Genomic DNA, 14,159 nt, shown 5'->3' with positions numbered 1-14,159 from the left:
AAAATGAGAAAATACATGGGAACGGTGCACAGGCTGTATTCAAATTATTATTTGTTTATTTTCATTGCAGGTTTCGAAAGAAAAGACGAGCGTTCACTCACATCAACCTTTTCGTTTCCATCCGAAACATATTCATAGAGAAATCTCATAATTCAAAATTTAGCTCTTATTTCTTATATGGGTGCCGATAAGAATGCGGTCTATTGAAGACTTAAAGAAGAGGGAGAGTAATGAAAAACACAAAACGGATTTTATTGAGTATTGTGCCGACGATGGTTTTTGGATTGACCGGTTGTAGCGGAGGTAGCTCTAGCTCCAGCAGCGGTGATGCTTTAAATGTATCGGGGGTCTTGAGTTTGGGAAACAGTGCTCAAGGCTTGGAGAAGGTGCAATCTTTTGCACAATTAGAAGAAGCGGTCTCAGCCATGAGCGTGACTTTGAGTTCCTACAAAGTGAGTTGCTCGACTAACACGACTCCAGTGCAGACTGCGACAGCCAGTGTGGGGAGCGATGGATCTTTCAATGTTAGTATTGCTGGTGCCACGGGCCAGCCACTCACTTGCTTCCTTGTTGATAGTAATGGAAATAAGGCGGCAGATTTCTTGATTTCAGATTCATCAAAAAAAGATCTCAACGGGAATGCAGAAACCAAATCTACGACGGCCTTTAAAAAGGACGCCAACCTTGGTACGATTGACTTTGATCCCAATGCTGGGGAAGTCACAGTTCCGGCTTCAAACATTTCAAGTGTCGTTGCTCCAGTCACGGTGGCTGCGGCTCAAGTCTTCGATCCTACTGGCGCCTGGACAATCGGTGCCGTGGATTTTTCTCTACCGAACGGTACCAAAGCGCCATGTGATAGCAATGATAACACCTGTCATGGTCCTCCATCAGGTCAGGCTATCTATTTGAAGTTGTGGAAGGGCAGTGTGATCGCAGACAGCTCTGATATTTATGGCTTGCAGGTATGGGAAGGTCAGAATAGTTTTTCAACTTGCGGCTCAAAAATCGGACTGACGCCAGCGATGAAAACATCGTTGGGCGTGGATTTTAGCGCTAATGGCGGAGCAGATAGTGAGTTCTCTTTTGCAAGCTCTGTTGCGAACTTCGCAGATCAGATCAGCAGCCAGACCGGCACTGTGAATTTAACTGATGGTTGGAAGATGGATACGGCTAAATTGCAATACGATATGATGCCGAACTGTGCGCCTCATGATGTAACTATTGCGGGTACGACCTATTCCAATGCATGGGTTTGTGGTCCGGATAACAGCAGCAACTATCAGGCACAATTGGGTGGTGGCTGTTCTGATGCCAATGGAAATCCCGTGAATTTGAATGATTGGTCGGGAATCACTTGCGGAAGCACATCGACCAGCACCAGTGGTATTAAAACCATGAGTTGCTCTGGAAATGCCAACATCAATGGCACAGTAAAAGCAGTTACGTGCACCAACAAATGGGCGGTGACAGATGCGTCTTATGCCGTGGATGCAAATGCTAACTTTAATTGGAATGATTTGAATGCATCCAAAATTTCTTCCGGTGCGACCTGTGCTTCTATCGCTAACGGTGCTAGTTCAGAGGCTCTTAAGATTGCCCAGCTTCAGTGTTACTCCCAATATTACTATCAATCTGGTATGGAGCGCGCCAATGCTTGTCTTCCGAAGGTGGATATGGATTGGTCGGCAACAACCGCTGCTAACTTTGCAATTGTAGATAAAATTCGTCCTCAGGGTTTGATCTTCTTTGAAAAGTACTCTCCTTTCGTTGATGGAACGGGTGGCTCGTTGATGACTCGTCAAGAGCATTACGAGGGTGTGAACGTTAATGGGAACAGTTGGGTGAACTGCCGCGTGATTGAAGTTGGTGGATTGAATATCAAAAAGATCAGTGCGACAAAATTGCTCGCGACCTATCAGTCATCGACAATTACGACGAGTTTGACGAAGCCTGCGTGCTTAGCCAAATTCAACGGAGCTCGCGAGAGCTATATGTTCTACCTGAACAAGTAATCCTCCGATGTGCTCTATAGCGAAGTCCATGGCTGCTCGGCTGTGGCTTGGCTGTAGAGCCCTGCTTCTATTCTTACTGCTACTTTCAAAAAGCGACACCTGTCTAGAATCCTGACACTCCAAACTGGTCTCAGGTAGTTGCCGTCAGGGCCTCCATTTTGCTCTAAAGATACGTTTAGTGATGGAGGCTGTTATGTTTAAGAAAATGCTAAGTCTGAGTGTGTGTTTACTGACTGTGCAATCCTCGTTTGCGCAAGAGCGATTTCAGGCTTGGAACCCTCTGGATCCAAATCAGCCGGCCAATATTGAGTTTGAACAGCGTCGTCGTTATGAAGAGCTTTTTGATAGCAAGGCTCGCCAAATGCTTCGCCGGCATGAACTCAGATCTCAAATTCAAATCCAACAAGTTGATGAAGTCAGTACTCCATTGATCATCAAGAATGAGACCTTCACGCAGAAACGATTCGAAGAGATCACTCATCCCAGCTATCAACATCCAGGAAATGCTGCCGTTTTCTTATTGTTTCGCCTGCCAAATCGTTTCCGCACCGGTGATAAGCCTTCCAATAGCGTGAGTTTTACTTCGACGGCCGCCAATACAATGATCCATCCAGCCGTTTTAGAGAAACACAACGGCGATAGCCGCTATCAGTACGTAGATCATTTGGGAAACATGAATGAGCTCAGTCTATCACTCGGTGATGAAGTTCAACAAATTCAGTTAAGCTTAAGAGTTTTGGATGTTGCGGGGAGTTCTAAAAATAATCTGATGCTTTACCCTGTGTCGGATAAGGTCATCGAGAAAATTCATCAGTGGAATGGACATAACGATCCTTACGCACGCAAAGAAGCCGGCTTGGATCGTGTCGTGGTGGATCTGCGCGATACTGATGGGAATAGCATGCATCTAAGTGATGGTGAGACATATGTTCTTCCTTTGGTTGTGGACTATTCGGTATTTAAAAAGCTGTTTCAATCAGACAAGCAATTGCTTACTGTGAATGCAGGAGTGCAGGCACAGGCTCCCGTTTCGCAGACCTTCAATCAGGCAGGTGTGGGGACTTACGCGAACCTTTCTTTCACGCGCAAGGTCGCTCGGGAATGGCTTTTAAATTTTGCTCTGGGGTTAGGTACCAATTTGCAGAAAAATCTATCCGGTGGTTATAAGCCTTATGACGGAAATGTTGATGTGAGCTTCAACTCCAATATTTCAATCGGATTGACTCGCGTCGATCAGGATTTGAAAGGTAAAACTTCACTGGTGGCTTTCGGGACTCAATATAGTTCTGTCCTGGATGAGCAGGACTATGTTGAGAACAATCAAGGTCGCTTCATCAACCGACAATCTCGCTATGCGATGTTCCGTCCGGATCGTCGTTTTGGTGTAGCTTTAGTTCGTGAGAATCAAGACCTGATCATTCAATTACAGGTGGCCGAGGATTATATAGACAGCAAAAATAAAATGAACGGTCTAAATCACGAAGACTTTCAGGTTTCAATTCGCGTCTCCAAAAAGATTTAGGGTTTTGGCAATGCAATAGTTAGGCATTCCTTCTTGGCTTGTGAGGCCCTCGATGTTGTAATGATATCTATGTTAAGACGCGCGAGAGAATTTGTCGGTTATCAACTTCGTCAAGGGGCTACTCCTGAAGGATTGGCTTTGACCTGTGCCATGGGTTTTCTTATTGCGCTATTTCCAGTATTGGGTGCGACCACAGTGTTGTGTTTGGGTGCTGGCTATCTTATGAAATTGAATCAACCAACTTTGCAAGCGGTCAATTACGTTTTGGCGCCAGTCCAATTGTTAATGATTCCAGTCTATATAAAGGCGGGCGCTTGGGTGTTTCAGGTTCCTGCTGTTTCGGTCAATCCTAAAACCATCATTGCAGAATTCATGGATGATCCAGGCAAATTTTTGTCTGACTATGGTTTCGCCAGCCTACAGTCGATAGTCGCGTGGGCCTTGTTGACGCCTTTAGTTGCTTTTGTTGTGTATCGGGTTTTGCTGATGATTTTCAGAAGCGCGAAGAGAATTCGCGGCTAGGATGATTTTGAATTCGAATAAAAAAAAGCTCGGTTATAAGGCCGAGCTTTTTTTATTACTAAGAAAATGCTTCTTACAATTAAGCTTCAGTATTCAGCTCCGGGAATGACTTGATCAAGTCGTCCAAAGCTTTCATTTGTTGCAAGAAAGGTTCAACTTTCGAAAGTGGCAAAGCAGAAGGGCCATCGCACAACGCTTTGTCTGGATTCGGATGGCTTTCGATGAACAAACCGGCAAGTCCCACGCCCAGGCCTGCGCGAGAAAGTTCTGCAACTTGACCACGGCGACCACCAGAGGCTGCACCCATGGGATCTCTGAATTGCAGGGCGTGTGTCGCATCCAAAATCACCGGGCTTCCTTTGGAAACTTTTTTCATGATATTAAAGCCCAACATGTCGACGACGAGATTGTCATAACCAAAGTTTGTACCGCGGTCACAAAGAATGATTTTGTCGTTGCCGCATTCTTCGATTTTTTCAACGATATTTCCCATTTGGCTTGGGCTTAAGAACTGGGGCTTCTTAACATTGATGACGGAGCCAGTGCGTGCCATGGCTTCAACCAAATCAGTTTGTCGGGCGAGGAAGGCAGGGAGTTGAATCACGTCGACCACTTCCGCAACTGGTTTTGCTTGATGAATTTCGTGAACGTCAGTGATGACTTTCACGCCGAAAGTTTTCTTAAGTTCTGCAAATATTTTCAAACCTTCATCCATGCCGGGACCACGATAAGAATGGATCGAAGAGCGATTGGCTTTATCAAAGGAAGATTTGAAAACGTAAGGGATTTTGAGCTTGTCAGTGACTTTGACAAAATGCTCACAAACTTGCATTGCCAAATCACGAGATTCCAGAACATTGAGTCCCGCAAAAAGAACAAAGGGTTTGTTATTTGCGACTTCGATATTTCCAATTTTGACGACTTTGTTTTGCACGTTATTTTGCATATTCATCCGCAGTGTGAGGGTTTTAAGGCCGTACGATAACATCCTTGGGGGGAACTATCAAAGCGAACCAGACCTACTTCCGGCGCCGGTGTCGCAATGCTTCTTCATCTGTTGCAATCCAAGGATATATCGCCCAGGTGACGGGGTATCTAACGTTCAGCTGGGAAAGGTTAAGCTATTCTTCGGAAGATCGAAGTAGTCCGCCACCAATAAGTAGCTGCTGTCCCGAGATATCTGGCAAATCACTGGCTAAGTTTTTCACAAGGAAATCAAAGCGTGCGAGGGCCTTGTTTTTTCGGTCTTGATCCGTCCCTTCGAGCCCATCGGCAAGTTCGCGCCATTCTGGAGATTGCAGAAGTACTTCTTGCAGTGATTTGGTGAAGACATCGGCCCAGGTCGGCTGACTGAAGGTAAAGTTTAATGAAAGCGAGTCTTCGTCAGTCATTGTCTCATGCCAATATCCCCGCGGCACAAACAAGACACAACCGGGCTCCATAAGAATCTCCATGCTGCCCTCAGGAAGCTCTTCGATCAAAGGAGCATGGCATTGCTTTTCAAGGGCTGCCGGCATCTCTTCAGAGCCTGTCGTAAATCGTTCTGTCGGGTTGTCGACAGATTCATTGGGGCCAAGTCTCCAGCGTTTGGAGCCTTTGATTTGAATGACAAAGTTCGCATTCGCATCGAAATGGAGGCGTGTGCCACAACCACCAGGGGTCGCATAAGCGATGGAGCGTGCGCGGCAAAGATCATTTTCAGCTCCCCCTGTGACCAATCCTAAATCAGCTCTGATGTTTTTTAAGGCCTCAGCAATTGTAGGGTGTTGTGTTTGCATTTGATCAAACACCAGGGTCATCTTGTTGCGATAAGCTTTGAGAGCGTCTTTCGGCTCGACATGAATAGAACTGTATTCGTCGTCAAAGTCAGGCAGGCAAGCTCGGACTTTCAAGAGCCGAGCCGCCACTAAGGATTCCAGATCTTGAAGTTGTGGAAGCGAAAAGATCTCTTGAAGTTTATTCTCGCTAGCGGGAATGAAGAGAGGCTCATAGGGCCAGTAAGAGTTAAGAAATTCATGGGAACTTACAGGAGCCAGAAGATTTGAAAGTCCAATTTTTTGCATGAAATGATTTAACAGCAAAGCGAACAAAGCTGTCAAACACAGGACGAAAAATAAAGGTTCTCTTACCCTGCTTCAGCTACATGGAGGGTGCATTTGGTGGACTTTTTAAAATCCTTTCTTAAATTCAAAAACAGCTTTTCTTCAAGTGAATCAGCCAGGACATTGAGCCTTTTGTTGTGCAAACCGAGCTGCTTTCGAAGGGGATCACTCATGATGCTGGTGAAAAGACTGAGGGCAGTCAGAAAAAGACCAACAACCAGAGTCGCCCCAAGGACCTGGGAGCGCGATGGGTGGGGCGGAAAAGCATGATAAAAGGTGGAGCCCAGGCGTTTTCCCAGAAAGAAGCCCGAAGCGGCTTTGTCATGAGCCATCTTTTGCGCAATCTTATCTCCTAAACCAAGAACGCCTAATGTTTTATCTCCAAAGAAAATCCAGCCGATACCCAAAGTCAGCAGAGAGCTGGATAAATCAGAGATCATCGCCTGGCTGGAAGAATACTTTTCAATTTCACCTTGCAGTTCTTTGCGAATCTTGATGCTGGTTGCGGAAAGCTGTTCAGAGGTAAAGTATTGCCCCAAAAGTGGATGATCTTCGATATCTTTGATTAATGACTCGCAGGAAAATACCTCTGTGCTAAGGAGTCGTTCAATTTCTTTTTGATAGCCAGTCTTGATTCCAGAGGGAATCCTATCGAAGGCCAATGTGAATTGGCTATAACCCATTTTATCCAGGGTTTCAGATGCCTTTTTGAGGGAGAGATAAGGGATGGACCAAAGAGCATTCAGAGGATTCAAGAATAAATCAACCAGGAAGGATTTTTTTTGAATTTGGAATGTTTCTTCAACTGAAAAGTGGCGATGAATAAAACTGTCGATCTGTGCCCGTCGTGTTTCAACGTAGCGTTCGATGCATTCATCCAAGGCGCCCAGCACCAGTGCGGAATTTTGTTCATTCATGGGAGTTTTCCCTCATTGCGTGTATTCATTTTTCCAGATTTTCAGAGATAATAAAATGGATTTAGGTGTTCTTGTGAAGACGCTTGTGAAATTCTCATTTTTACACAAATCAATAGCGGAGCTGATTCGCGTTCTTCGATATTTCAAATTTCCTGGCGAACTGTTATGCAGTCTAGGCGGGGGATTGCGAGGTAAATGTCGGCACTTGAATGAGACTGGTGAGGGCCGGTTTTAATTTCATTTGGAAGATGACGGAGAAGCTTCCGGGCTCTTCAAGAACTTCTCTGATGAGACGAGGCAAAATATCATCCATCGGTTCTCGTGCCTTACCCATGCGCACCTGGCTCATGGAATCCAGCGTCCAGGATAATCGGATGAGCATCGCTTCCTCGGAGAGTTTTTCGGGATTAGGGCGGTTTGGGAAACCTTTTTGATCCATGCGCTCGTGGCTTTGGAGGATCATGGTTTTCATCCCTTCGCTTAAAGGCAGCTTGCGGGCCAGGCATTGATTTAAACTATAAATAGGATGCTTTTGATACTCCATCGTTTGCTCGCCATGCATTTCTTTGAGTTTATTCTCACGCAGCTTAGCCGATGTCGATGGCGACAGTTCCAAATAGCCAACATCCGAAAGCAAAGCTCCAATCATCACTTCCAGCGGCGCGCCCAATCCGATTTTCTGGCTCAGAATGGCAGAGTAAGAGGCAATGGCAGGGGCTCGCTCCAAAGAGCCAAAATCACCAACGGCGGAGGTGTTGACGATTCCCATCGGGTTCGGGATTTTCTCTAGGGACTGCAGTAAATCCTTTGCGAAGCTTTCGCAAGTCGTGAAGAGTTCTTTGCCGGTGGCAAAGGAGGCGGCTGCACTCTGATCGCTGATGAGGAGGGCCAGACTTAAGAACGATTGATTGAGCTGAAGAAATTTGAGACGACAGCGGCGGATATCGCTGGCGCTATCATTGGAATCAAAGCTCTTGGCATACTCAATCCAATTCTGAAGGTCACTGCGTTTGATATAGAGTTCTTCGGCCTCAAGAAATTTGTTTAAGAAAGTCGAGCTTATCTGCACTCCAGGCTTTGCAATTTTTAAGAACTTCTTGTTGGCGGGCATCAAATAGTGAAGGGCGAAAGCCGTCTGTGTGTCAGGGAGTAAGTCGAAGACCTTGATGGGAATATAGGCCGAGCGTATGACCTGGGTCGTAACAAACTCCAGTTTGCTGGTGGAGAAGTATTCATTTTCCATCATTACCAACGAAGCACCGGAGGTCTTCACGACGCGTGCATCTTCTGAGCTAAGTTTGGAGTTTACAATGGCTATGATATAGCTTTCGGCGGCGATCTGGCAGGCCACCTGAACCATGCCCGCGGCTTCGTTGGGCTTTTCGATTTTTCCGCAATCAAGTATGATGCAAGAGATGGACTTGTACTTTTCGGCGGTATCAAAAAAGAGATCTGAGGATTCAAAGACTTCAAAGTCGAAAGCGAAGCTCTGAGCCAGTTCTGTCGCTCGCTTTTGAAATCTGGAATCGGAGGATACAAGGGCAAGGTCGAGACTTCTCATAGGAAGCCCTCCTATGAAATAGGTTCGGCCTCCGGTGTGTCGCTTGCAATATGTTATTTGAAACTCGTCTGAAGCAGAAGTTTCAGACTGTGGCGATCAATCTATTGGTGAGTCGCTCCGCGATTTGTTTTAGAGCTATACTATAGTCCCCCAGATCTTTGACGATAAGGTGGGCATGGTCTTTAGATGGCTCGACAAACTGATCGTGCATGGGGCGCACCTGCAATTCAAATTGCTTTTTCACGCCCTCGGGAGTCCGACCGCGCTCATGAACATCTCGATTGAAGCGGCGTTGGAAGCGCAATTCCTCCGGGGTGTCGAAGAAGATCATTTCATCCAGCTCGGCGCGGACTTCATCCGAATGTAAAATCAAAATTCCATCGACGATGATCACTTTTTTAGGTTCGCCAAGAAGGGTTTCTTTTTTACGAGAGTGGGTGCAGAAATCATAGATCGGGATTTGCAAAGTGCCACCAGACTTGAGGGTTCTAAGGCCGCTCGCAAGCATGGTGAAATCCAAACTGCTGGGATGGTCAAAATTAACAGAACCGCCATCGCCATCAAATTTCGCCGATTGGTCGATGTAGTAGTTATCTTGATAGATAATGGCACAATGAGCGTCGCCCAATCGTTGCTGCAACTCTTTTGCGAAGTGAGTCTTTCCAGAGCCGCTGCCGCCAGCGACTCCGATAATGTGCGGTCTTTGCATAATCCCTACTTCGTTTGGAAAAGTCGATCACCGGCGTCGCCGAGACCAGGAACTAAATAACCCATGTCGTTCATCTCATTTTCGATATTAATCGTATAGACTTCAACATCTGGGTGATGGTGTTGAACTTTTTCTAGGCCACTTTGGCTGGCTAGGATGCTAATGACCTTGATTTTGCCAACTCCGTAGTTTTTGAGGCGGTCAATGGCCGCTATAATGGTGTCAGCGGTGGCGATCAAAGGGTCACAAAGCAAAACTTCCTTACCTTTGATGTCCTGGGGCATTTTAAAGTAGTACTCAACGGTATTGTGTATGAATTTATCTCGGTAAATACCGATAAACCCCGTGCTTGCGAAAGGAATCATGGAAAGTGCGGCATCGAGCATGCCGTTTCCGGCACGCATGATCGAAACCACCACGGGCGGCTGTACGATTCTGTCGGCCTGAGCTTTTGCAATCGGCGTTTCAATGGCGATGCTTTCAAGATGTTTCCAATCACGCATGGCCTCGTAGATCAATACCTTAGACACCTCTTTGACGATTTCTCGGAAGTCGTGAGAGTAAGTGTTTTTGTCGCGCAGGTATCCCAATTTGTGTTTGAGAAGGGGATGGTCAATGACTTTAACATTTTTGTTCATGGTAAGCTCCTAAGTTAAAAAACGGTCCCGTCGCTCTCGATTTTCAAAGGTGGAGAGCTGTCGTCGCGCAGGGCCTTGGCGGCTTTTCGGCCGGCCCACCAAGTTCCACCTTCAAGAACCTTCGCCAGTGGGAAGTCAGCAGCACTTTTATTGAGTTTGCTGCGAACTTCTTCGCCAATGCGATCAAGCAGTGATACGGTCAAACCGCGCCATTCGATGATCAGCTCTGATTCAGGCTTGTGACTTTGCTTGGCCAGATTGGCGTCCTTCAAAGAAATCAATCCACGATCCAAAAGCAGTCCGCCATTGCGATATTCAGCAAGACCGGTCAATTTTTCGATATCAACCAGTTCAAAGCCTGCTTCCAACAAGGGTTCGATCAAAGAATAGGTCATCCACTGCGAAAGCTTGTGAAAGGCCGCTAAGCCCCCTGGAACTTTGGAATAAGACCAGATGTCGCCCAGATTTACGCCGGCCACTTTCACGCGGCCGGGCCAAATTTCACCAAGTCCATCGAGCACAGCACGAAGCAACTGCGGTCCGGTGATTTTTTTGCCATAGCGGTTGTGAAGATAGTCAACCAGACTGCCGGGACGTCCCCCAGGGAAGAGGTCTTTCTTTTGTGCGATAGTTGTTCCCAGGTTGTGCAGCAACGAAAGACGTCCTTCGACGCCTATCAAAGGATTGTTTTCACTCACTTGAAAAGCCTGCCTTAATTGTTCTGCAGACAGATTCTGCAGTCCTTGTGCCGTGGCTTGCAGTGGTTTCGCTTTATTGTCGGAAAGATGTCCTTCCATAAATAAATAGAAGCTCGCCACGCCCAGTCCTTCAGAGCGAGAGAACACTTTGTCAGTGCCTTGCTCTTTGTAAGACCAAGTATTACCCGCACCCGCATCCAGCAGAACGGAGGTGATCACCAAATCCAGTTTGGTGCGCGCTTTTTCAAGAGCATCCAAATCGGCAATCTTATTCTCCAGTACTTTTACACGGTCGACATCGCCAACACGGAAGTGCCCCCAGCGTGAATGAAAGGGGATTTCCAGAGCTGGATAGTTGGAGCGAATCACTTCGATCACATAGTCCACAACAGGACCAAATTGTTCCGGGTGATAGTGGAAATGAGTTTGTCCCGCTTGAGTCAGCTCTAAAATCTTTTCTGCACTTTGACGAATTGCCAGTGGAGAAAGAAGAAAGTCCAAATCTGCAGCCGAGTAAGCTTGGGTAGTAGTTGAATTATTCATCTGGTTATTCATCGATCGGTCTTCCTACGACAGCTTCAAGCTCTTTTTCAGTTTTCTTTTCGCCGGCATTGAAATAGCCAGCAGCCTTTTTTGCTTCAATTTCCACTTGCGCATCAGCCGGAATAAGTTCGGCAGGAATGGAAATACGGTTCACCACTTGGATACCGCTTTTCGCGATTGCGTTGTATTTCATATTGCTCATCGAGTGCAGATTGTGAATTTTAGTGATTCCGAAGAAGTGCAAAATATCCGGCATCAATTCCTGGAAGCGTGCATCCTCAACCCCGGCCACACATTCCGTGCGATGGAAGTAAGTCGACGCAGAGTCACCACCGACCTGACGTTTACGAGCGTTGTAGACCAGGAACTTGGTGACTTCGCCCAGCGCGCGTCCTTCTTTTCTGTAGTAGGCGATAATGCCCACACCACCGCGTTGTGCGGTGCGAGCGGCATCCTCAATTCCATAAATCAAATACGGACGGCAGGTACAAATATCTGAGCCGAAAACATCCGAGCCGTTGCACTCGTCGTGCACGCGGCAAGTGAGTTCCACATTTTCATTGGAAAGATCTTGTGGATTTCCGAAAATATAAACTGTTGTGCTGCCGATGGGTGGTAGCATTACTTTGAGATCGGGACGGGTGACAAGTTCAGGGAACATGCCTCCTGTTTCCTGGAAAAGAATTTTGCGAAGATCCCCTTCGTCGACATTTAATCTTTTTGCGATGCCGGGAAGATACCAAACAGGTTCAAAGGCCACTTTGGTGACTTTGATATCTCTGTTTTCTTTGATGATCTTGCCGTCAATTTTCAAGCGGCCAGCGTCAATGGCCTGTTGAATTTCTGGAATCTGCAAATGCGCTTGAGTCACTGCGATTGTAGGTCGAATGTCATAGCCCTTTTCATAAAGATCTTTGAAATGGAAAGGAATGTCCAAACCCCAAGGGTCAATAGAGACAATTTTTTCCGGATCCGACCAAGAAGGGAAAGGCCCAAACTTCACAGGGCTTTCAGTGTTGTGCAAATCAGGTTTGTGACTTGTGGAATACGAACCTTGAGCGATGGAAAGCGCGCGGTAGACTGCATAGCTTCCGCTGTGAGTTCCAATGGCATTTCGTTGCGCAATATCCGTCAATGATCCAATCACGGGCCCGCGCTCGGCAGGATTTTTGACACCCCAATGGATCGGCAAGCTGTCTTTGAAGACCTGGCTGGAATGTGAAGTTAAAATGACGTGAGAGGATCGTTTCATGTCTTTGGGTTCTTTCATAACTGTCTCTTTAATTTCTTTCATAATCTGTCTCTTTAAGTTCTTTTATAACTATGACATCCAATTGTTATCGTCTTGTTTTTCCCATTTCACCGTGACTTTTTTGACATTCGACCAGAAGTCCAAAGAGTGATGTCCGGTGATATCGCCATGACCAAATTTAGAGGCGTTGACGCCGCCGAAAGAGAAGGGCTCACGAGGAACCGGAACTCCCACATTGACTCCTACCATGCCGGTGGAAGCCATACGGATGACTTTTTCTGCCAAGTTGCCACTGGAAGTGAAAACGGAGCAGGCATTACCATACTCAACACTGTTTTCAATTTTCATCGCTTGAGAGATGTCTTTGCAGCGAACGATGCTTAAGACCGGTCCAAAGAGTTCCAAGGTTGCGGCTTCGCTACCAGGTTGAACGTTATCCAAGATTGTTGGGCCGATCCAATTTCCACTTTCCATATCGGCTGGTGGTTTGGCAGTTCGTCCATCCAACAAAATTTTAGCTCCGGCTTTTTCCGCGTTGGCAATGGCTTGCTTCAAGAATTCAACTTGAGGTTTGGTGATGATCGCACCCATGTCTTTTCCGAGAGTCAAAGAACTGGCACGTTCAACGATTTTTTCAATGTGATGATCAACATCTCCAACCGCCAGAAGTACTGCAGCAGCCATACATCTTTGACCCGCGCAACCTGTGAAAGAATCACTTATGCCCAAGCCGGAAAGTTCCGGGTTTGCATCGGGAAGTAAAACGATATGGTTTTTTGCGCCTCCCAAAGCCAAGACGCGTTTACCCAATTGGGTCCCACGATCATAGACCGTCTTGGCAATTTTCGTAGATCCGACAAAACCCACCGCTTTGACTTCTTTGTGGTCAATGATGGCTTCAACAGTCTCTTTGGTTCCTTGTAGAACCTGGAATAAACCATCTGGTAAGCCAGCCTCTTTCAAGGCGGCTGCGATTCTCATAGATGTCAGCGGTGCTTTTTCAGAAGGCTTCCAAATATAGGCATTTCCCAACGTGAGAGTGATAGGGATCGTCCACATCGGGACCATCGCAGGGAAGTTAAATGGAGTGATATTTGCGACGACACCTAAAGGCTCGCGACGATATTCGCAGGAAACTCCGCGTGACACTTCGACTTTTCCGCCCAAATCCATATTTTGTAAAGCGATGGCATATTCTAAAACTTCGATACCTTTCAGAAGTCCTGCTTTACCTTCTGCAAAACTTTTTCCTGATTCAGAGCTTTTGAGGTGGGAAATCTCATCAAGATCTCGCATTAAGATTTGACGGAAGTTGAACATGACTTTGGTGCGCTCTTTCAAAGGCACTTGCGCCCATTCTGCTTGAGCTGCTTTTGCCTGAGTCACGGCGGTATTGACTTCATCAGCCGTGGTGCTTTTGAAAGATCCAATGACTTTGCCATTATAGGGACTGAGAATTTCAATCAGAGTGCCTGAACCACTTTGAAACTTTCCATTCACAAAGTTTTGGCACTGTAAAGGAGTGCTGGGAATCTTAACGCTCATCGAATTTCCTTCTTCGGATGTCTGTTTCACTCCGACGATGTCGAAGTCTTCTGCACGCGGTTTTGACCGGGAGAAATAATTAAAGCGGAAACTCTATGTCAAAAGCTGGCATTTGAATAATTACAATGAGGTATT

At 46.4% G+C, this 14,159-nt stretch carries 12 protein-coding genes; 3 read left to right on the top strand and 9 right to left on the bottom strand.

Annotated features, from left to right (window positions below; translation table 11 throughout):
• Nucleotides 1-230 precede the first annotated feature (230 nt).
• From NWE73_RS14840 to NWE73_RS14830, 3 genes are all read left to right on the top strand, one after another.
• Nucleotides 231-2,015, top strand: coding sequence for a hypothetical protein (locus NWE73_RS14840; protein WP_277579128.1), 1,785 nt, complete (start codon nucleotides 231-233; stop codon nucleotides 2,013-2,015).
• Nucleotides 2,016-2,208: 193 nt separating this feature from the next.
• Complete coding sequence (locus tag NWE73_RS14835; protein WP_277579127.1) at nucleotides 2,209-3,537, top strand: hypothetical protein; 1,329 nt, start codon at nucleotides 2,209-2,211, stop codon at nucleotides 3,535-3,537.
• Nucleotides 3,538-3,606: 69 nt separating this feature from the next.
• Nucleotides 3,607-4,059, top strand: a complete 453-nt coding sequence (locus NWE73_RS14830; RefSeq protein WP_277579126.1) for a DUF2062 domain-containing protein — start codon at nucleotides 3,607-3,609, stop codon at nucleotides 4,057-4,059.
• A 79-nt stretch (nucleotides 4,060-4,138) separates the two neighbouring features.
• Here NWE73_RS14830 and kdsA read toward each other — a convergent pair whose 3' ends face one another.
• The 9 genes from kdsA to NWE73_RS14785 form a co-directional block, all read right to left on the bottom strand.
• Entirely contained in the window at nucleotides 4,139-4,993 is an 855-nt protein-coding gene (kdsA, locus tag NWE73_RS14825) for a 3-deoxy-8-phosphooctulonate synthase (protein ID WP_407652967.1), read from the bottom strand.
• Between the two features lie 187 nt (nucleotides 4,994-5,180).
• Nucleotides 5,181-6,122, bottom strand: coding sequence for a JmjC domain-containing protein (locus tag NWE73_RS14820; protein ID WP_277579124.1), 942 nt, complete (start codon nucleotides 6,120-6,122; stop codon nucleotides 5,181-5,183).
• 62 nt (nucleotides 6,123-6,184) lie between these two features.
• Nucleotides 6,185-7,078, bottom strand: coding sequence for a DUF6635 family protein (locus tag NWE73_RS14815; protein ID WP_277579123.1), 894 nt, complete (start codon nucleotides 7,076-7,078; stop codon nucleotides 6,185-6,187).
• Between the two features lie 172 nt (nucleotides 7,079-7,250).
• Nucleotides 7,251-8,438 (bottom strand): HD domain-containing phosphohydrolase, encoded by a 1,188-nt coding sequence (locus NWE73_RS14810; RefSeq protein WP_277579122.1) that lies wholly within the window; start codon nucleotides 8,436-8,438, stop codon nucleotides 7,251-7,253.
• A gap of 283 nt (nucleotides 8,439-8,721) precedes the next feature.
• Complete coding sequence (gene udk, locus NWE73_RS14805) at nucleotides 8,722-9,348, bottom strand: uridine kinase (RefSeq protein WP_277579121.1); 627 nt, start codon at nucleotides 9,346-9,348, stop codon at nucleotides 8,722-8,724.
• 5 nt (nucleotides 9,349-9,353) lie between these two features.
• On the bottom strand, nucleotides 9,354-9,986 hold the full coding sequence (gene upp / locus NWE73_RS14800) for a uracil phosphoribosyltransferase (RefSeq protein WP_277579120.1): 633 nt from the start codon (nucleotides 9,984-9,986) through the stop codon (nucleotides 9,354-9,356).
• A 14-nt stretch (nucleotides 9,987-10,000) separates the two neighbouring features.
• Nucleotides 10,001-11,227, bottom strand: coding sequence for a URC4/urg3 family protein (locus NWE73_RS14795; protein ID WP_277579119.1), 1,227 nt, complete (start codon nucleotides 11,225-11,227; stop codon nucleotides 10,001-10,003).
• A 4-nt stretch (nucleotides 11,228-11,231) separates the two neighbouring features.
• Nucleotides 11,232-12,479: a GTP cyclohydrolase II gene (locus tag NWE73_RS14790; protein WP_407652966.1), complete on the bottom strand. Its 1,248-nt coding sequence runs from the start codon at nucleotides 12,477-12,479 to the stop codon at nucleotides 11,232-11,234.
• Nucleotides 12,480-12,548: 69 nt separating this feature from the next.
• A complete protein-coding gene (locus NWE73_RS14785; RefSeq protein WP_277579117.1) occupies nucleotides 12,549-14,024 on the bottom strand; it encodes an aldehyde dehydrogenase family protein in 1,476 nt (491 codons plus the stop codon).
• Nucleotides 14,025-14,159: the final 135 nt, after the last annotated feature.

Origin of the sequence: Bdellovibrio svalbardensis, from assembly GCF_029531655.1 — a bacterium.
GTDB lineage: Bacteria > Bdellovibrionota > Bdellovibrionia > Bdellovibrionales > Bdellovibrionaceae > Bdellovibrio > Bdellovibrio svalbardensis.
Note: the sequence above shows the minus strand (reverse complement) of the source record. Positions and strands in the feature narration are given on the sequence as shown.

Bases quoted from the DNA above. Each gene is read 5' to 3' on its own strand.
- NWE73_RS14840 (WP_277579128.1), top strand. From the start codon at position 231: ATGAAAAACACAAAACGGATTTTATTGAGTATTGTGCCGACGATGGTT.
- NWE73_RS14835 (WP_277579127.1), top strand. From the start codon at position 2,209: ATGTTTAAGAAAATGCTAAGTCTGAGTGTGTGTTTACTGACTGTGCAA.
- NWE73_RS14830 (WP_277579126.1), top strand. From the start codon at position 3,607: ATGTTAAGACGCGCGAGAGAATTTGTCGGTTATCAACTTCGTCAAGGG.
- NWE73_RS14820 (WP_277579124.1), bottom strand. From the start codon at position 6,122: ATGCAAAAAATTGGACTTTCAAATCTTCTGGCTCCTGTAAGTTCCCAT.
- NWE73_RS14815 (WP_277579123.1), bottom strand. From the start codon at position 7,078: ATGAATGAACAAAATTCCGCACTGGTGCTGGGCGCCTTGGATGAATGC.
- NWE73_RS14810 (WP_277579122.1), bottom strand. From the start codon at position 8,438: ATGGTTCAGGTGGCCTGCCAGATCGCCGCCGAAAGCTATATCATAGCC.
- udk (WP_277579121.1), bottom strand. From the start codon at position 9,348: ATGCAAAGACCGCACATTATCGGAGTCGCTGGCGGCAGCGGCTCTGGA.
- upp (WP_277579120.1), bottom strand. From the start codon at position 9,986: ATGAACAAAAATGTTAAAGTCATTGACCATCCCCTTCTCAAACACAAA.
- NWE73_RS14795 (WP_277579119.1), bottom strand. From the start codon at position 11,227: ATGAATAATTCAACTACTACCCAAGCTTACTCGGCTGCAGATTTGGAC.
- NWE73_RS14790 (WP_407652966.1), bottom strand. From the start codon at position 12,479: ATGAAACGATCCTCTCACGTCATTTTAACTTCACATTCCAGCCAGGTC.
- NWE73_RS14785 (WP_277579117.1), bottom strand. From the start codon at position 14,024: ATGAGCGTTAAGATTCCCAGCACTCCTTTACAGTGCCAAAACTTTGTG.